Source organism: Pseudophaeobacter sp. A-200-2, from assembly GCF_041008815.1.
Classification (GTDB): Bacteria; Pseudomonadota; Alphaproteobacteria; order Rhodobacterales; family Rhodobacteraceae; genus Phycobacter; species Phycobacter gallaeciensis_A.
In genome coordinates this window covers 518636-536269 of sequence record NZ_JAXGFU010000001.1, presented here as the reverse complement: position 1 = coordinate 536269, position 17634 = coordinate 518636, and the positions used below count along the sequence as shown (strand labels likewise).

General features: G+C 57.6%; 17 protein-coding genes and 1 tRNA gene. 5 read left to right on the top strand and 13 right to left on the bottom strand.

From position 1 onward, the window contains the following. Positions 1–102 precede the first annotated feature (102 nt). Positions 103–657, top strand: a complete 555-nt coding sequence (locus SM766_RS02395) for a recombinase family protein (RefSeq protein ID WP_368946774.1) — start codon at positions 103–105, stop codon at positions 655–657. A 50-nt stretch (positions 658–707) separates the two neighbouring features. Here the strand turns inward: SM766_RS02395 and SM766_RS02390 are convergent, their stop codons facing one another. From SM766_RS02390 to SM766_RS02360, 7 genes are all read right to left on the bottom strand, one after another. Continuing rightward, positions 708–1205, bottom strand: a complete 498-nt coding sequence (locus SM766_RS02390) for a hypothetical protein (protein WP_368946773.1) — start codon at positions 1203–1205, stop codon at positions 708–710. A 464-nt stretch (positions 1206–1669) separates the two neighbouring features. After that, positions 1670–2005, bottom strand: coding sequence for a hypothetical protein (locus SM766_RS02385; protein WP_368946772.1), 336 nt, complete (start codon positions 2003–2005; stop codon positions 1670–1672). Positions 2006–2253: 248 nt separating this feature from the next. Continuing rightward, positions 2254–2511, bottom strand: a complete 258-nt coding sequence (locus SM766_RS02380; protein WP_368946771.1) for a hypothetical protein — start codon at positions 2509–2511, stop codon at positions 2254–2256. After that, complete coding sequence (locus SM766_RS02375; protein WP_368946770.1) at positions 2508–3161, bottom strand: ParA family protein; 654 nt, start codon at positions 3159–3161, stop codon at positions 2508–2510. Before SM766_RS02375 ends, SM766_RS02380 begins: the two co-directional genes overlap by 4 nt. Before the next feature lie 730 nt (positions 3162–3891). Next, complete coding sequence (locus tag SM766_RS02370) at positions 3892–4104, bottom strand: DNA-binding protein (RefSeq protein WP_368946769.1); 213 nt, start codon at positions 4102–4104, stop codon at positions 3892–3894. A 276-nt stretch (positions 4105–4380) separates the two neighbouring features. After that, positions 4381–4455 (bottom strand) — tRNA-Asn (locus tag SM766_RS02365). Positions 4456–4579: 124 nt separating this feature from the next. Next, entirely contained in the window at positions 4580–5494 is a 915-nt protein-coding gene (locus SM766_RS02360) for an MBL fold metallo-hydrolase (RefSeq protein WP_368946768.1), read from the bottom strand. Positions 5495–5583: 89 nt separating this feature from the next. Between SM766_RS02360 and SM766_RS02355 the strand changes: the two genes are divergently transcribed. Next, positions 5584–6903 (top strand): ATP-binding protein, encoded by a 1320-nt coding sequence (locus tag SM766_RS02355; RefSeq protein WP_274867629.1) that lies wholly within the window; start codon positions 5584–5586, stop codon positions 6901–6903. A 136-nt stretch (positions 6904–7039) separates the two neighbouring features. Here SM766_RS02355 and SM766_RS02350 read toward each other — a convergent pair whose 3' ends face one another. The 3 genes from SM766_RS02350 to SM766_RS02340 all read right to left on the bottom strand — a co-directional run bounded on the left by SM766_RS02350 (position 7040) and on the right by SM766_RS02340 (position 11092). Then, the gene (locus tag SM766_RS02350; RefSeq protein ID WP_368946767.1) at positions 7040–8650 is read right to left on the bottom strand and encodes a calcium-binding protein; all 1611 of its coding nucleotides are present in this window, start codon (positions 8648–8650) and stop codon (positions 7040–7042) included. Between the two features lie 150 nt (positions 8651–8800). Continuing rightward, the gene (locus SM766_RS02345; RefSeq protein ID WP_274827852.1) at positions 8801–9586 is read right to left on the bottom strand and encodes an EAL domain-containing protein; all 786 of its coding nucleotides are present in this window, start codon (positions 9584–9586) and stop codon (positions 8801–8803) included. Positions 9587–9793: 207 nt separating this feature from the next. Next, positions 9794–11092, bottom strand: coding sequence for a hypothetical protein (locus SM766_RS02340; RefSeq protein ID WP_368946766.1), 1299 nt, complete (start codon positions 11090–11092; stop codon positions 9794–9796). A 328-nt stretch (positions 11093–11420) separates the two neighbouring features. On the opposite strand from SM766_RS02340, the gene SM766_RS02335 reads away from it, so the two are divergent. Next, positions 11421–12428, top strand: a complete 1008-nt coding sequence (locus tag SM766_RS02335; RefSeq protein WP_368946765.1) for a hypothetical protein — start codon at positions 11421–11423, stop codon at positions 12426–12428. A gap of 15 nt (positions 12429–12443) precedes the next feature. Here SM766_RS02335 and SM766_RS02330 read toward each other — a convergent pair whose 3' ends face one another. Further along, positions 12444–13586 (bottom strand): acyl-CoA dehydrogenase family protein, encoded by a 1143-nt coding sequence (locus SM766_RS02330; protein WP_368946764.1) that lies wholly within the window; start codon positions 13584–13586, stop codon positions 12444–12446. Positions 13587–13591: 5 nt separating this feature from the next. Beyond that, on the bottom strand, positions 13592–14263 hold the full coding sequence (locus tag SM766_RS02325) for a TetR/AcrR family transcriptional regulator (RefSeq protein WP_274833773.1): 672 nt from the start codon (positions 14261–14263) through the stop codon (positions 13592–13594). 101 nt (positions 14264–14364) lie between these two features. Here SM766_RS02325 and SM766_RS02320 point away from each other — a divergent pair, with 101 nt between their 5' ends. After that, the gene (locus SM766_RS02320; RefSeq protein WP_368946763.1) at positions 14365–15159 is read left to right on the top strand and encodes a TIGR03084 family metal-binding protein; all 795 of its coding nucleotides are present in this window, start codon (positions 14365–14367) and stop codon (positions 15157–15159) included. A 64-nt stretch (positions 15160–15223) separates the two neighbouring features. Here the strand turns inward: SM766_RS02320 and SM766_RS02315 are convergent, their stop codons facing one another. Then, a complete protein-coding gene (locus tag SM766_RS02315; RefSeq protein WP_368946762.1) occupies positions 15224–16114 on the bottom strand; it encodes a 2-dehydro-3-deoxygalactonokinase in 891 nt (296 codons plus the stop codon). A gap of 419 nt (positions 16115–16533) precedes the next feature. On the opposite strand from SM766_RS02315, the gene SM766_RS02310 reads away from it, so the two are divergent. After that, positions 16534–17613 carry an AraC family transcriptional regulator gene (locus tag SM766_RS02310; RefSeq protein WP_368946761.1) on the top strand — a complete coding sequence of 360 codons (1080 nt, stop codon included), beginning with the start codon at positions 16534–16536 and terminating at the stop codon, positions 17611–17613. Positions 17614–17634 lie beyond the last annotated feature (21 nt).

The window sequence follows — 17634 nt, the reverse complement described above, 5'->3', positions numbered from 1 at the left end:
GAACATTAGAAGGCGTGCAAAAATCAAGAGTTTTGCACGCTGTTATTAAATTATATTTATCAAGAGCTTGGCGCGTGCGTAAGTTGCGTGCATAATTCTTTAATGAAATTGATAGGGTACGCCCGTGTGTCTACAACGGGTCAAACGCTGAGTTCACAACTAAAGAGGTTGAACGAAGCAGGGTGCATCACAATCTTTCAAGAGAAAGCAAGTGGTGCCGACAAAAATAGATTAGAACTACAAAAGATGATTGAATCTGTTGGAGATGGCGATCTTGTTGTTGTAACGCGACTGGATAGGCTTGCCAGATCCACAAGTGATTTGCTCAGAATTGTAAGCGATTTTGACGCGAAGAATGCAAGATTTAGATCGTTGGCAGAACCTTGGGCAGATACAATGACACCATCAGGAAAACTGATGCTTGTGATAATGGGCGGATTGGCTGAATTTGAACGCAGTCTAATTCGCGAGCGCACAGAAGAGGGGCGTGAGCTAGCTAGACGTGCGGGGCGGCAATTAGGTCGCCCGAAAAAGCTTAATAAACATCAACAGAAGCTAGTACGCCAATGGAAGAGTGAGGGCGTTAGTAATGCTCAGATAGCTAGAAATCTCGGTGTCTCAAGATCAACGATTTCAAGACTAAAGTACCTCAATTAGAAAAGACTAGGCATACAATAATGCTAAGCAATATGTATGCCTCGAGTCTGCTAGTTTACACGAACCCCATTACGATGCTGAATTGGGTTCCCAAGAGGTGGAAGGCAGTTTGAAGGTTCTGTTCGGCGCGATTGTCTATCACTCGCTTCCTGGCCAGTTACCATTTTCCAATTTGTGTATGTAGTATTGCCGCTACAGTCAGTTGTTGCCGTTCTTTTTTCTTCGTAGGAGACTTTGCCCATAACGCCGTCAGTACACAGCTGATTGTTTTGTTGGCCCCACTGATACTCAGTTTGGGTTGTTGGAGTGCAAGCGGTAGAACTGTTGTTCGCAGTAGGTGCGCTATTGCTTGCTGCTGGAGGGTTTTCTAAATTGCTAATTCTTTGTTCAAAATTCAAAAACCTTTGATCCATAGAACTTTGAAAGCTCTTTAATGCTGCGTGGAGAGCAGAAATTTTTCGATCGAGCCCTTCTGTCATGTTCGAGTGTGCAAATAGTTGCGCCGATGGCGTAACTATTAAAAATGCTGCAAGTAGGTAGTTTTTCATTGTGTCTCTAATTTCCCTAATTGTATTTTCCCAAAATTTTATGTGGTAACTTACAAGTTTACGTATGATTGTTTTCTGACATGGCAGTATAAATTTTGATTTAAATATTTATTTGACACAGACTGCGCATGAAATATCCATTTGGTGTAACCTTCTGTTGCCATCTTCATTTATACCATCTGACCAACCTGATCCTGTGCCGCCAGCAGTGTCATTTGTGGCGTTCAAGAGGGTAGAGCTGCATATTGCGCTTCCTGGTTCACCTGCCCAACCAACTGGGAAGATGGCCTCGCCTGTATATGCCGCTGTGTACCCCGAGGCACAACTCGTTGTTCCCCATGCAGTATATGAGTCGCCAGAGCCACCTCCTGGTGTTATTTTTTGCCACGTTTGTGCTCCTGCTGCTGAAGCCGCCGTCGACGCCAGCACAAGAATAGAAAATAGTAGCCTCATGTGTTCACCTTTCAATTTGTACATAAAAATACGGAGCCATCACTTCCGATGGATAGAGCACCTGGGTTAAAGCCGGAGCAAGTTACACCGTCGAAATCGGCGCACACCATGAGTTCTCCGCTAGCGGAATGACTTAGAGTGCCGGGCGTTGTGCAACTTTGGCCAAGGGTTTCCGCATTATTAAACCCAGACTGGATCGATGTAGAATCTCCAAGGGTTATCCAGTTCGTTCCATCACAGTAGGCGATGGCATCGTTCGCATCATCCCATACCAAAGAACCTTCAACAGTAGCAGAAACCTGGTTAGTCGCAGCCCAAGCTGCCGAACCATTGCCTTGTTTTTTCATCTGGATGACCAACTCGTTGGGCGAGCTGACTGGAGGGGATGGGCAAACTGCATTTACCTTTATGCTTAAAAGTAGCGCAGACAACGTGATGGTTAAATATCTCAAATCATTACCTAAATTTTTTCTTTCAAATTTATTATGTTCTAAAGCGAAAATTTACCTTCATAATTGTTGAGGTTTTTCATAACCGAGACTTCAATTTTCAGCACATAGCGTGGCTAAAGCGCAACACCTTCGAGCGTGAGAAATTATGTTTTCATGGTTTGCGCTTTGTATATTTCCCACATCTTTAGGAAGAGTTTTTTCTTTGATCCGTGGCTGAAGCCAAACTGCTTTCCAGCGCATTCGGAGAATTCCTCGAAGACATCTTTGGGAATTCGCACTTGCAGTGGCTTTAGTTCTATCGCCTCCGAACGTTTGTCACCGCCGATCACGTCAATTTGGCTCTGAGCTTTTGGCGGATTGCCCTTTAGGCTTTTTAGTTTTGCGATGTTAGTGGTCATCATGCAGCCTTCCTTTCAGCGAGTTCGGTTAGGCGGTCCACGACGCTTTGCGCGAGCCTCGAAGCTTTACGGTTCAACGTTACATAAGACGTTTCGGTAATTGCTTTGCCGTTGTCTGATGCCGATCCGTAGGCGGTCGAAACCGGAATTTCTCCTGCGAGGACGGAATAACCGGCCTCTTCCAGGTAGCGACGAGCGGCGTCATTTTCACGGGCACTGCCGGTTGTCTTGCACATAGCGAAGGCAATGCGGGGAATGGGAATGCCCTTGCGAACGAGACCATGCGCGAGCAGAACGCCGGGGTGTAGATCGTCAACTGTCTGCCCAGTGGGGATTACTACCACGTCGGCAGCTTTGGCCACTTCCAGAGTTTGTTCCGAAGCATTCGGCTTACCATCTATGATCATAGCATCAAATCGAGGCGCATCCGATAAAGCGCTTTTCACGGTCGCAAAGCTTTGTACCTGAATTTCCGGCTCAATATTGCTCTCGGCGCGACGCCCCGCCCAGTATGTGCATGTCTGTTGCTGGGTATCCAGATCGGCGATTTTGGTGCGCATGCCACCCTTCTCGAACTCTCGAGCGATCATGCGCGATAGTGTTGACTTCCCGACGCCACCTTTCTGGGAAACCAAACCAACGATATATGTCAATTTCTTTGATCTTTTCTTTGATGCTAACATGAATTCACGCTAAGCGCCAAACATGCGTACATGCTTTGCGCTTAAGCGCTTTGCGTGAATTCATGCAAAGCGCGGCGCGCAAATCTAATGATTTCAATGAACTATGATTTTAACGGGATCAGTAGGAAGCAATCCGGTCCTTCGTAGAGGGTACCTAAGTAATGGCGGTCTCCGGCCCGTCTGACGCGGAAGATTGAGAAATCCTCTCGTGATCTGAAGAAGCTGATCTCAACTGTACCGATTTGTTGAGCCAGTGTTGCTTTTGCGTCTCTCAGATTTTTGAAATGTTGGTATTTTGTGTTCATCTGGCTGACCTTTCCGTTTGTTCGAATTTCCACGTGGAAGGAAAGGCGTACGACCCGCCAGGCACTCGGTCGGTGCGGGCATCTGGCTTGGGGACAGGGAGGCGTCCTTCCAGTTCGAACTGACCAATCGGAAAGGCTTGCCTGGGATTATGATAAGCCGACATTAAACCTTGATTTGAGCAGTAACACATAAGCTCTACAGTTGCTCACACTGTTGAGCAGATACCTCGACGTTTTGTCGAAAAAACTGTATCGCCTGTCAGGCTTTGGTCGATCAGGCGACCTCCCAATCGATGGGCCATTCTTTTGAGTGGCCCTATTTTGCAAAAGGAAACAACCCTGCCTTTCGACAGGGCTGTCCCTTCAAGCTGCTACGGATTGTAGATCGCTTCAGTTCAATCGTTGGCTGGGGCCATTCGATGGCTTTCCACCCAATCTGCAAATGCAACGCGGTCGATATAAACCCGGTTAGAGATTTTCACGATCGCGAAGAGAAGCCCATTCGTCTCCGCATTGAAGATATACCAACGGAGCTTTTGCTCAGTCAGAAAAGGGGTTTCATTCACAAGCTGTTTGACAGTCCGCAGGTCCTCATAGCTAGCTTTCATTGCATAGCACCTTGTTCTAAAAGAAGAAGAAAAGATAACTATCCCGACTGAGCCTATAGATTTTCCGCTTTCAGGCAAGCCTGCATGCTTGGCGCAACACATGCTTGCATGCTTTCATCCAGGCATGAATGCGTGAATTCATGAGCGTTGGCAGGTTGCATGGTCTATTGGGAGGTGTTGAGAGATAGTGCCCCCAAACTGCCCCTAAATCCAAAACCTGCCCCTGGTCAAAAAACCAAAAAAGCCCTTAAGTCTTTGCGACTTAAGGGCTTTTTATGGCTCCGGCGGTAGGGATCGAACCTACGACCAATTGATTAACAGTCAACTGCTCTACCGCTGAGCTACGCCGGAACGGTTCGCGCCGTATAGCGGCCCTGCGTGGGGGCGTCCAGAGGGGGAGGCGAAAAAAATGCAAATAACATCGGATCGCACATTCCGGGACCGAAAACCGCTCTGGGGCAGGGTCGTCCAGGGATCAGCCCAGCAGCCTGAATTCTGCGGTTGCGCTCAGGTCACCGACCGGAGCTACGCGGGATTTTCCCATTAGGTCAATGAGATGAGCCAGAACGTTGCGCTCGGCAGCGAGCAATAGGGCCGCCGGGGTTTCGGTATAGATCCGGGCGGCCAGATCGCCCGGGCGGGCCGGGCCGGAGCGCAGCGCATCGATGATGGCGGCTTCGCGGGCTTCGCGGTGGGCGATCAGCCAGTCGAGACGTCCGGCAGGGTCCGTGATCGGGGCGCCGTGGCCGGGATAGAAGATCCGCCAGTCGCGGGCGCGCAGCTTGCTGCAGGAGGCCATGAAGTCGGTCAGATCGCCATCGGGCGGCGAGACCAGCGAACTGGCCCAGCCCATCACGTGATCAGCGGTGAAACAGGCATCCCCAAAAGCCAGCGCGATGTGGTTGCCCAGGTGCCCGGGCGTGTGCAGCACCTCAAGGTTCCAGCCCTCGCCGGAGATCACATCGCCATCTGCCACCGTGATGTCAGGCGTAAACTCGGTGTCGATGCCTTCGCCGCCGCCCGTCATGCCCTGCGCGACCAGTTGCTGCATCGCCGGGCTCCGGCCTGCGCTGGCCGGGCCAAAACCATAGACTGGCGCGCTGGTACGCTGGCTGAGCTCGTCGGCAAGGGGGGAGTGATCCACATGGGCATGGGTGACGATGATATGGCTGATAAGTTGATCAGGGCCCACTGCGGCCAAAATCGCCTCCAGATGCTCTGGCAGCACCGGGCCTGGGTCGATCACCGCCAGATCCCGGGTTCCGATCAGATAGGTGTTGGTGCCGCGATAGGTCATTGGCGAGGGGTTCGGGGCCAGAATGCGGCGCACACCCGGTTGCAGCTCTTCGGCACGACCGGGGGCGGGATTGAAATCGTCTGGAGCCTGCATTCGGGTATCCGTTCCTTTTGTTGCTGGCGCGGGGGCAAAAGCCTGCCGGGTGCCTTCACAGCCATGGGGCGACCCTGTAGGCTTAGCGCATGTTCTTGCAAAGGCTCAAACAATATTCTCCACGGAGCCTTTATGGCCGGGCGGCGCTGATCCTGATCGTGCCTATCGTGTCGATGCAGCTTGTGGTCTCCATCGTCTTTATCAAACGGGATCTGGAGGATGTGACCACCCAGATGACGGCCACGGTGATGCAGCAGATCGCATTGCTGCAACAGCAGGGCGCAGGCGCGGAAAGCCAACAGGACATGCTGGTGCGGATTGCTCCGTTCCTGCAGCCTCTGCAGATGGGGGCACGGTTCCTTGAGGAGGATGAACCTGACCCGCAGGATCTGGTGGGGTGGTACGAATTCTCTGGCCGCGTTGTCCGGGACAAGATGCAGCAGGATTTGCCAGGATTTGTCGCGGCGCAGTTTCCCGATAACCGCGAGGTCAAGGTGTTCCTGGATACCGACCTTGGCAGGATGGAACTGCGGGTGGACAGGCGGCGGTTGACGGCGGCAGCGCCGCATCAGCTGATCGTGACGATGGTTTTCTTCGGCCTTTTCATGGCTTTGATTTCTTTCATCTACCTGCGCAACCAACTGCGCCCGATCAAGCGGCTTGCGGATGCGGCGCAGGCCTTTGGCCGGGGACGGATGATCCCTTATTCGCCGCGCGGCGCGACAGAGGTACGGGCCGCTGGCAGCGCCTTCGTGGATATGCGCGCCCGGATCGAGCGGCAGATCGAGCAGCGGACCCTGATGCTGTCAGGGGTGAGCCACGATCTGCGCACGCCGCTGACACGGCTGAAGTTGGGGCTGGCGATGTTGGACGAAGAGGAAGCGGAGCCGCTGTTGCGTGATGTCGATGAAATGCAGGCGCTTCTGGATGCCTTTCTGGATTTCTCCCGCGGTGCGTCAACAGGCGAGCCTGAACCGGTGGATCCGATGCAAATGGCGCATGCCATCGTCGAGGATTGGCAGCGGCAAGGCAAGGATGTGATGCTGGGAGAGCTGAGCGGGTCTGGCACCGTGATGCTGCGCCAGCAATCGATACGCCGGGCGGTGGAAAATCTGGTCTCGAACGCGGTACGATATGGCAGCCGGGCGCGGGTCTCTGTGACTTTGACGGAAAAATCCCTGCGCATCCGGGTCGAGGATGACGGTCCCGGTATCGACCCCGCGCAGCGCGGTGATGCGATACGTCCCTTTACCCGGCTGGATGCTGCGCGCAATCAGAACCTTGGAACCGGGGTTGGACTGGGGCTTGCCATCGTTGTGGATGTGGCGCGGGCGCATGGCGGCACGCTGCGCCTGACCGAAAGCGCCGAACTGGGCGGGTTGCAGGCCGATATCGTGATCGCACGCTAGACCCGCTGCGGCGGCGCGCGTTTGAGAACTAGGAAGGCTTGAAAACTAAAAAGGGCAGGGCGGCTGAACTTTCCAATCTCTGTCTGGAAGGACGGGCCTGCGCCTGGCAGACCCGTTGTCGTTTTTGGTTTCAGGCTTAGAAGATGAAATCGCCCACACCTAGGTCGGCCATATCGACGTCCAGCAGCGTGATCGAATTGCCGTTGCCATCTTGAATGAGCACGTCGTCGCCTTCCTGGCTCATGTGATTGTTGCGCAGATCCCGCATGCCGGTGATGCTTTCCACCCCGCTCAGATCAATGTCCTCACCGTTGCGTGTGGCGTTGAAATCGCGGATCTTGTCATTTCCAAAGTCGCCGGAGAACACGAAGACATCCAGACCGCGACCGCCGGTCAGAATATCGTTGCCGCCCTGACCGTCCAGGATGTCGGCATCACTGCCACCGAACAGCCGGTCACGGGCGCCGCCGCCCAGCAGTATGTCGTCGCCGTCGCCGCCGAACAGCTTGTCCCGACCGGTGCCGCCCAGAAGTTTGTCGTTGCCGGTGTCTCCGTCCAGCGTGTCGCGGCCAGCACCGCCCTTCAGGGTATCGCGTCTGCCGAGGCCGGAAATTTCATCGTCGCCCGCAAGGCCCAAAATGCGGTCTTTTCCATCGGTGCCGACCAGAACGTCGTCGCCCGCGGTTGGGGTGTTGCTCAGCTCGCTGACAAAGCTCTCTGAGGCGAGGAAACCCTGGTCGATCCCGGCACCACGAATTTCCGCAATATCACCGACAAAGATCGTGTCTTCTGAGTAATCTGCACTGCTGCCTACCGGGACGGTGACGTTCACATAGGTCTGGCCTGCCTCCAGCGTGAAGGCGGCGTCGAAACTGTTGACCGTCTTAGAGTAATCCGCGTCCACTGCGGTGACAGAGACGGTTCCCGTGATATCGCTTTCGGGGGCCTCGGCGATATCAACGCGCAGGGTAACCATTGTGGAGCCACCGCTTTCGGTAGCGGAAATCGTGCCGAGGCTGGCCAGGTTGGTCGGTGCGGCGTCCGTATAGCTGCTGATCGTATAGGCGCCGGAGTAGCCGAAATAGGTCCAGGCAGCGAGGTAGTAGGTGCCGGAAAGCTCTGGCGAGAAGGTCTTCACTGATCCGTCCCAGGCGCTGGCGCCGCCGGACACACCGTCGACCGGCTCTCCATCCGCGTCGAGGATTTCCAGCCAGCCGCCGGACGTGGCCCCAAAAGGCGAGTCAGCCTGCGCCATGGAGAACCCGTAGTCCATTCCGCCAATCGCGTGGAAGGCATAGTAGTCGGTCTCTCCGGTGCGGGCGCTGCCATTGATGACGCCCGTTATGCTGGATCCGATCTCAAGGGTTGGCGCGCCGCTCATGTCGCCTGCGTCCTCGTCCTCCAGATAATCCGCAGGAAGGCCCTGCATGGTGACGGTGTAGCTGCCGCTGCCAGTGACGCGGATGTTATAATAGTCCGAGGGGTGCTCGGCCGTGTAGGTCATGGTGTTGCCGTCGATTGTTGCCCCGGCATCGGTGCCGTCATCCAGCATCTCAAAGGAAACTCCGTCGCCCTCCAGGGTAAAGGTGTAGGGCTGATCATAGGCCAGTGAGACCCGGATCAGATCGCCTGCATCGGTGCCGCCTACGGTACCGCTGACGCTGTGACCGGGTTGGATGTCTGCGACGTTGGTCTGAGTGTAGTCAAAATCGTTGGTCCAGTCGCCGTCTTCGGTCAGTTGATACATGGGAAACCTCCTTCACCGTGCCCGTAAATACAGCGCAATTTTAAAGCCGGGCGTACGCGGGGAACGTGACCAGGATCAAATAGGAGCGGGTGGAGGTAGGAGAATTCGCTCAAAAAGTGGATGACGTGACGGTAACTTGTGGCGTGTGCCTCAGCGTAGCACGCTTTTCTCCATGGACAGGCTGCTGTGGACAGGCCATTGCGGCGCAGGGAGGGACTCAAATCCCGGCTTGGCGAACAGATACCCCTGCATCAGGTCCACACCCAGATCATATAGCGCATCGTATTCGCCCTGGGTTTCAATCCCTTCGCAGACGATCAGGATACCCATTTCCTCAAGCATCCTGATAGTGTTGCGAACAATCGTCTGTTTCGCCGATGAGACATCGATATTGCGGATCAGCCCGGCGTCCAGTTTCACCACATCCGGCTGGAACATCGTCAGCAGTTTCAGGCCGGAATAGCCGGCACCGAAATCATCGATGGAGGTCTTGAAGCCAAGGCGGCGATAGGTGGTCAGGATTTCGATCAGCTTGTCCGTGTTCACCCGTTCGGTTTCGGTGAACTCAAACATGATCTGGTCCACCGGAAATCCCGTGCGTTTGGCCGTTTCAAGCGTCAGCCGGATGCAGGCCTTAGGATCGTAAACCGCATTGGGCAGGAAGTTCATCGACAGGAGTGCGCCTGTTTCCGCAAGGTTCAGCTTTGCTGCCAGTTCGATCGATGTGGTGCGGCACTTCTGGTCAAAGGCGTAAAGCGTATCAGAAGTGACATGCGAGAACACTTCGCGCGGACCAGCGCCGTCCTTGCCGCGCAGCAGCGCCTCGTAGGCAAAGATCTTTTCCGCGCCAAGGGCGACCATGGGCTGGAACGCCATGGTGATGGGCAGGTCGAACTTTGCGCCATTCCGGCAGGCCTGACATTTTTCCTGTTTCACCGCTGCACCTCCTGAGGATCCGTCGGCCAGCTGTGTAACCTTTCTTCCTAAAGAAAGGTTTATGCATCAGCGGGATGCACCCTCCTTTTTAGGTGAACGGTTGATCGTCGAAGGGGCTCGGTAATGCTGCTCCTAAAAATCGCCGGAGGCCCCCGTTTGGGGGCCTCCGGTCAATGTCTTCTCGGTTCATTGTGAGGCAGCGTGGCCTCAGACAGCCTCGGCCATCATGTCGTCTTCCGTGTCAGCCGGGTCTTCCGGCATCATGTCATCCTCCGGCGGTAGGGTCATGAGAGACATGACATCCGGTTCGGTTGCGGGTTGGCTAAAGGCGACCGGAAGGGTTTCGGACCAGCTGTCCAGCGTCATGCCATTCACCGCTGCCGGGTCGGTTTCGACCTGCGCCTGCGCTTCATCAGTCAGACCGCCGTGCAGCTCCTGCGGATCCCGACCGTCGCTGTTGACCACAATCGACACATTGGTGAGGTCTAGATCCTGCAGCGTCAGCGCGCCATCTTCGGACCAGAGGGTGAAGTTGAGGTTGTTGACGGTCCCTTCGGTGCTGTCCGGCACCTGCCCGAATTGCACGTGGGCGTCATAGTTTTCGGAGACAGTGGCGCCGTTATCCAGCGTGTTCTCCGAATTGGCGGATGCACTGTGACCGGTTACCGGCAGCGCGTTTTCATCCGGGTAGAAGTGCAGCGCATCGGTGCGGCCGTCGTCGCTCAGGTTGAAGAACATGCCGTCGAGATCAGCCTCCTGGCCGTCAAAGGTGGTTGGATCCAGTTTCACGAACAGCTCACCGCCGGGCGTCTGCGTGACGGACACGTCCACCTGGCTGCCGCCTTCTTCGCCCAGGGTGAAAGTGATTGTGGTCTTGCCATCGTCGGTGTTTTCGCCGCCGCCGCCGTCTGTACCGCCGGTTCCGCCCGTGCCTCCGGAGCCGCAATGGCCACCGCTGCCCCATCCGCCGGTTCCGCCGGAACCGTGAGTCCCGCCAGAACCGTGGGTGCCGCCAGAACCATGCGTTCCGCCAGAGCCGCGGGTTCCGCCAGAGCCATCGGATGCGCAATCGTCATCTTCGTTGCGACCATGGTCCCACCAGTTCTTGCCACCGTGGTTCCACCAGTCCTTGCCGCCGTGATGGCCTTTCGAGCCGCCACCGGTGCCGCCGCCTGATCCGCGACCTGTGCCTTCTCCCGTGCCGCAGCCGTCCTTGCCACCCGATCCTCGGGCGCCGCCAGAGCCTTTGGTTCCGCCGGAGCCCTTGCTGCCACCGGTCCCTTTGCTGCCGCCCGTGCCGTGATCGTCCTTTTCGTCGCGGTCCCACCAGTTTTTATGGCCTTTGCCGCCGTGGCCAAACCGGTCTGACAGATGTCCGTCATACCAGCGCGCGAAGTGTTCGCCGCGCACGCCGCCATTGTGGTAGCTGTTGCTGCCGCAGGCGTCCTTGCCGCTGCTTTTTCCCCAACCGGACCAGCCTTTGTGCGAAAAATGTCCCCAAGTCATACTGTCACCCCTACGATCTGAAATGATGCGTTTCGGCAGGCGCAAAATGGGAGGCGTGCCGCTCAATGGTGAACATATGAAACACGCTGGGGTGGAACAAATTTTCGTCTCATTTTAGTCAAATTCGTGCGTGCATCAGATATTTCAGGAAACAAAGCCATCCTGAGGGCTCTTATTGTTCTGCGAATGAAGTGATTGAAATGTTCAATCATAGCGAGTGGCGCCCGAATCGGTCCGTTTTCCGGGCCTTTGCCCTTGTTTGTCCCGAAAACCGCCGTTTTCTGCTGTCAGGACAGGAGCAAAGAGGCTGAGGTGAAGAGGGACAGACGTGGCGGACGGCAGTTTTGAGGATCGCAAGGCCTATATCTCGGCCAAGGCTGAGATGGTTCTGGGCGCGGCCCCCGAACGGATTTCTGCTCCGGGAGGCAATTCACGCTCATCCTTGCGGCTGCATTATCCAGATCACAGCGTGATTGCCACGCTGCGGCCCGATTTCCGCCGCACCCACTTAGAGGCGCATGTACTTGAGGAACTAGCGCCCCATTGTGACGATATTCCGCAGGTTCTGGGGGTCAGCGATGATGTGATGTTCCAATCCGACACTGGCGAGATGCGTCTGAATGCAGAGATCATGGAACAGGACCCAGAGGATCAGGTCGAACTGGCCGCTGAGGCGGTGGCGGCGATCTTCCGGATCCAGGCCGCCGGGCGGCAAACCAACCTGGCGGAAATGCTGCCGCATCTGGGATCGAACACGGATTGGGTCACCTCCTTTGTCGGTTCGGTGACCGCGATGGAGCCCTATTCGGTAGGCATCTCCCGCCAGTTTGATATGGCAGCTGTGGCAGAGCGGATGGATTACCCAGGTGTACAGTTCCTGAAATGGGATTGCCGGTCGGGCAATGCCGCCATCGGCGACGACGGATACCTGCGCTGGTTCGATTTCGAATACGCTGGTCTGCGCCACGGGGCCGAGGATCTGGCCTGGCTGATTGCCGATGAAACCTGGCCCATCGCCCCCGATGTGATGGCTGATATCGTGATCGAGAATTTCGATACCGACTGTGGTCACGACATCGCCGACTACATGGATTACCTGTCGGTCTACACGACATTGCATTGCGTGCAGCGGCTGAAGCTGATCGAGCAGGAGGTCAAACGCCGCGGTTGGCTGCGCAAGGAGCGGGTGCGCAAATACGATGATGCGGGCGCGCATCCCGATTTTGCAGTGCAGCTGTGCCGGGTCGGGGCCTATTATTCGGCGCAATCGCCTCTGACGGCACCGCTGACCCGCAATTTCGAGTCGGCTGAGCGCAGCTTTTCCTCGGCGGTGTGACGCGCCGCTGCGCGATTACAGCCCCATCTGCCGCACCGCCAGATCGCGCATGATTTCCTCGGATCCGCCGCCGATGGCCATCACCTTGACCTCTCGGTAGATGCGTTCGATCCGGTTGCCGCGCAGATAGCCCGCACCACCGAGTATCTGCATCGCTTCGGAGGCGCAGAACTCGCAGGCTTTGGAGGTGAACACCTTCGCCTTGCAGATTTCGGCCACCGGCATCCGCCCTTCGTTCACCTGCCAGCAGATCGTGTTGAGTGTGGCCTCTACCGCGTCGATCCGGGCCGAGATATCGGCGATCTTGTGGCGGATCACCTGATGGCGGATCAGCGGCTTGCCAAAGGTCTGCCGCTCCTGTGCCCAGGCGATACTGTCCTCAAGGCAGGTTTTCATCATGCCCAGCATGCCGGCGATCAGCCCGACCCGTTCGAGGTTGAAATTCTCCATCACCGCCAGAAAGCCATGATTTTCCGGCCCCATCATCCGGTCGGCGGGCAGGCGGACGTCATCGAGGAACAGCGTTGCCTGATCCGAGCACCACCAGCCCATTTTCCGGCTCAGCGCGCTGCGGGTGAACCCCGGGGTGTCTGCTTCGACAAAGAACAGCGAAATCCCCTCCAGCCCCGGCCCACCAGTGCGGGCAGGAATGACGAAATACTCCGACGTCATGCCGCCGGTGATGAAGGTTTTGCTGCCGCTCAGCACCCAGTGATTGCCATCCCGCCGCGCCGAGGTGGTGATATTGGCGACGTCCGATCCGCCGCCCGGCTCCGTCACCGCAAGCGAAGACCCTTTGCGCCCCGCGATCACCTCCGGCAGCACCTGCATCTTGATTTCTTCGCTGGCCAGCCGGGCAATGGGATCAAGCGAGATCTGACGCCCACCCATGGCCGCCGCGACGCCGCCCGCGCCGCAGCGGGCGATTTCCTCGCTGTAGGCGGCACGCATGAAGCAGTCGTCAAAGCCAAGCCCGCCGTATTTCTCGTCGATGCCAAAACCCCATACGCCCAGCGCCCCGGTTTTCTGGTGCAGCTCCCAGGGGATTTCCTCGGCTTCGTCCCAGTCATCGCAGAAGGGAGTGATTTCCTGCGCCACAAAGCTCCGCAGGCTCTCGCGGAAGGCACGGCGCTCTTCGGTGTCAAAGGGGCTTTGCATGCGGTTTACTCCTTGGGGCCGGGACGGGTCGCCAGATGCGGCGACATGATGCGGGCGAACAGATCGACCATCTTGGTGATGATCTCTGGATCGCGTTCGTAGGGTGCCTGACTGTGCAGCCCGCGCATGAAGCTGCGGCAGATCGACCAGAGCAACGCCAGATCCTCGCCCGAGGACGCGGTGTATAGATTGGCAATATTGCGGTTGAAGGCGTCGTTATAATCCCAGAGCGAGGGGGTGATGCGCGTGCGCAGGGTTTCATCCGTGCGCGAGGCGACGAGGATTTCCATCACCGCGCGCCCTTCGCGAGTGTTGATCACCCGGGCCCACAGACGGTGCAGCTCGGCGGGCAAATCCTGTGCCGCGCCGCCCTTGCGCAGCATATGGCCGCTTTCGCTCGCCTGTTCCGGGCCGCGCACCGGCGCCAGAAGATGTTCCAGCGTGCGCACCATCATCTCCTCTTTCGAAGGAAAGTGATGGGTCAGCGCCCCGCGTGACACACCAGCGGCGGTCTGTACCCGGTTGATCGAGGTTTCCGCGTATCCCGACTGGTCCAGACAATCCGTGACCGCGTCGAAAATCCGCTGCCGGGTCTTGTCTGCCCGCGTTTCGGCCCGCGTTGTGCCCGCAGCGCCGGGCGCGGTGACGTCGGGTTGGTCTTCGGTTTTCTGTGTCATGCGCCTATCCTTTGAGGAATCGTAAAACAGAACGTTCGGTCGGTTCAATCGTGGAAGGGCTCGCCGGACGTAGCGGAATTTCAATTGGGAGGAGGGCATCCATGCAGCAGGCAGAGGATTTTCGTGCCGAAAGCCGGGCGCTGGCGGCGATACTGGAGGATCTGCCGGAAGAGGCGTTGCACAGGCCGACGCAGTTCAAAGACTGGACTATCGATCACGTGCTGGGCCACCTGCACCTGTTCAACGTGGCGGCAGAAACCTCGCTCAAGGGGGAGGCGGCCTTTGCCGCATTCATCGGCCCCATCGTGCAGGACATGCAATCGGGCAAGACGATCCTGCAGTGCCAGTTCCCCTGGCTGGACGGGTTGTCGGGACGGGCGCTGTTCGAGGCCTGGAAGGCTGGCGCGGAAACCTGCGCCGATGCTTTTTCCGTGGCCGATCCCAAGGCGCGGGTGAAATGGGTCGGCCCGGACATGAGCGCGCTGTCCTCGATCACCGCACGGCAGATGGAAACCTGGGCGCATGGTCAGGAGGTCTTTGATCTTCTGGGGCTGGAGCGGGTGGAGCAGGACCGGATCCGCAATATCGCCCATCTTGGCGTTGCGACTTATGGCTGGACCTTCCTGAACCGGGGAGAAGAGGTGCCCGACCCCGCGCCATTCGTGCAGCTGACCGGACCGTCTTCGGCGGTCTGGGAATGGAACACGCCGCAAGAGGACAACCGGGTTGTCGGATCTGCGGTGGAGTTCGCGCAGGTGGTGACGCAGGTGCGCAATATCGAAGACACCGCGCTGGAGGTGACAGGGGCGACCGCGACGCGCTGGATGGAGATCGCCCAGTGTTTTGCTGGCCCGCCCGAAATGCCCCCCTCAAAAGGGGCCCGTCACAAGGTCTGATCGCTTGCCGCGCCCTCGGCCCTTTGTTCTGTGAGCGGGCAGGGGGCTGGCGCGACGGTGGAGGTTAGTCGTCTTCTTTGCGCAAGCTGCGCCAGGCCCGGGTCAACCCGGCCAGTGTCATGCGTTCCGCGTCTGCAATGGTGACCGGCAGCCCCTGCATTTCCAATGCAGCGGCATAGGGGCGGGCGGTCTCCTTATCACCGATCAGCGCCAGATTCTGGCCCAGCCAGTAAGGGCGGGCGGCGGCCAGTTCGGCGCCCAGCACGGCGCCCCAGATCCGCCCGGTGGCCTCTTCCGGGGTGCAGCTGCCGCCATGCATGGCTGCCTTGGCTTCGGCCAATCGCGCGGCCATCAGTTCCGGTTTTGACATGGTGTCGGCCACGGTTCCGGTCAGCTCACCCGCTGCCCAGTCCTGCACCTGCAATCCAGCCATGGTGCAGGCGGATTCGGCCAGTTCCACGGTCAGGAAGCTTTGAAAACTGACGACTTCATCTGCGCTGATCAGAGCCCAGTGAGTGGTCTTGCCGGGCAGGCAAAGAACCCCGTCCCAGGACGGATTGAGAGCCAGAAACCCGGCGATGCAGGTTTCGGCGCCCTGCATTATGGCAGGCGGCGCCTTTTGCGCCAGCCCGGGCAGAGTGATGAGCACGGTTTTCGGGGGCAGGGCGCTGCCTTGTGGGGCCAGTGGCAGCTGGTCCGGGCGCGTCGGGACGGCCTGCGGTGCGGCCAGGCCGGTGCCACAGGCGACAATTGGCAGTTGCGATGCAGTCAGTTCGCCGCACAGCGCGGCATGGATCTCGGACAAGCCCGGATCGTTGCTGCCCTGCGGCAGATATGCCTTGCGGCGAGCGCTGGGCGTGTCCCCGGACATGGCCCAGAAAGTCCACTCCGTGCCCTGCGCCTCGGCAGCGATCCAGTTGTCGGACTGAAAAAGAGACGATCTATCTGCAGCCATGGTCATCCGCGCCTTCCGTCTGTTTTGGAATGGCGCGCATAAAGACGCGATTCCCGTCAACAGGCAAGCAGGCGACCGTCAATGTTGCTGGCGCGGCGTTTGATCGCCCCGAAAAGCGGCCAGACCTAACTGCAGGTCTTGGGGTACTATCCAAAAGGTGAGGGGGGGGGTGACCGAAAGAGACGCCAAGCGGTGGCCGGTTTCCGCTGGACAGAGTTGGGAAATATTCAAATCAGGCTATATTGTAAAAGCAGCCTGCAGCGTTTCGTGGGGCTGCCTGGCCAAGCGGCGCACCCGCGTACAACGCACGGATGAAACGCCGGGACGCTCTGCCCGGATGCACCACAGAGGCCATGTCAGGGGCCAAGACGATGCCCTCTGACTGTGGTGTTGAGTGTGTTTTGAGTGGGGCTTGTGTTATGACCCGGCATCTGAAACTTGAAAATGCAATTTTTGTCCAATGTGCCGCGCAAAGGCTGGCCGAGCTTGGGCATTCTTCGGCAGAGATCTTTCGTGCGGTGCCTTTTGGCCAGAGTCTTGTTGGCCAAGAAGAGCCCTATACCGACAGCCGTTCGATCGCATCGTTCTTTCAGTATGCGGCAAAAATCAGCGAGATTGATCTCTTCGGACTACGGTTCGGGCAGCAGACCGATCTGCGCAAGGCCGGGCTTCTGGGGTATCTGGCGTTGTGTGCGCCGCAGGTGCTGGGTTTTCTGTCGAACCTGTCGGACTACGCCCGCCTATTCGGAGAGGCGCTGCATTTCGATCGCTCACAGCTTGCTGAAACCGGTGCGCTGACCTGGACCTATGCGGTGGATGTAGGCACCCGCCCCGAGATCCGCGGAGGAGAGAGTCGAGTGCGGACATCTGCTCCAGACACGGTGGGGATCGAGCTAAGCGGACAATACGTGGAATTCCTCGTGGCACTGATCCTGTCCAACCTGCGCCGGTCCAGCCAGACCCGTATCCGGCTGCGGCAGGTGGCGTTCTGCCATCACCGTTTGTCCGGCGCCGCCGAGATGGAAGAGTTCTTTGGCTGCCGTGTCCAGTTTGGTGCACCGGAAAACCTGTTACGGTTCGAAACCGATGACCTGACGCGGGAGCTTGCGACAGGTGACCCGATCCTGTTGCGCATCTTGCTGCAATGCGCCGCGTCGCAGATGAAGACCATGATGGCCGGGGAGAGAGATATCGCATCGCAAGTTGAGCAGAGCATTTCGCGTCGACTTGCCTCGGGGACGGCAGCGCTGGAGACCGTGGCGCAGGACCTTGGCATGAGTCCCCGTACCTTGTCGCGCAAGCTGGGCGATCAGGGTACCAGTTATTTCGAAATTCTGGAAAAGCTGCGCGAAGAAATGGCCACGCAATATCTGTTGCACAGCGATCTGGTTCTGGCAGAGATCGCGCATTTGCTGGGCTATCGCGGGCTCAGCTCGTTCAACGATGCCTTCAAGCGTTGGACAGGAAAAAGCCCCGGAAAATTCCGCAGCGGCTCCTGAAACGGCCGTGATCCTGTCGAA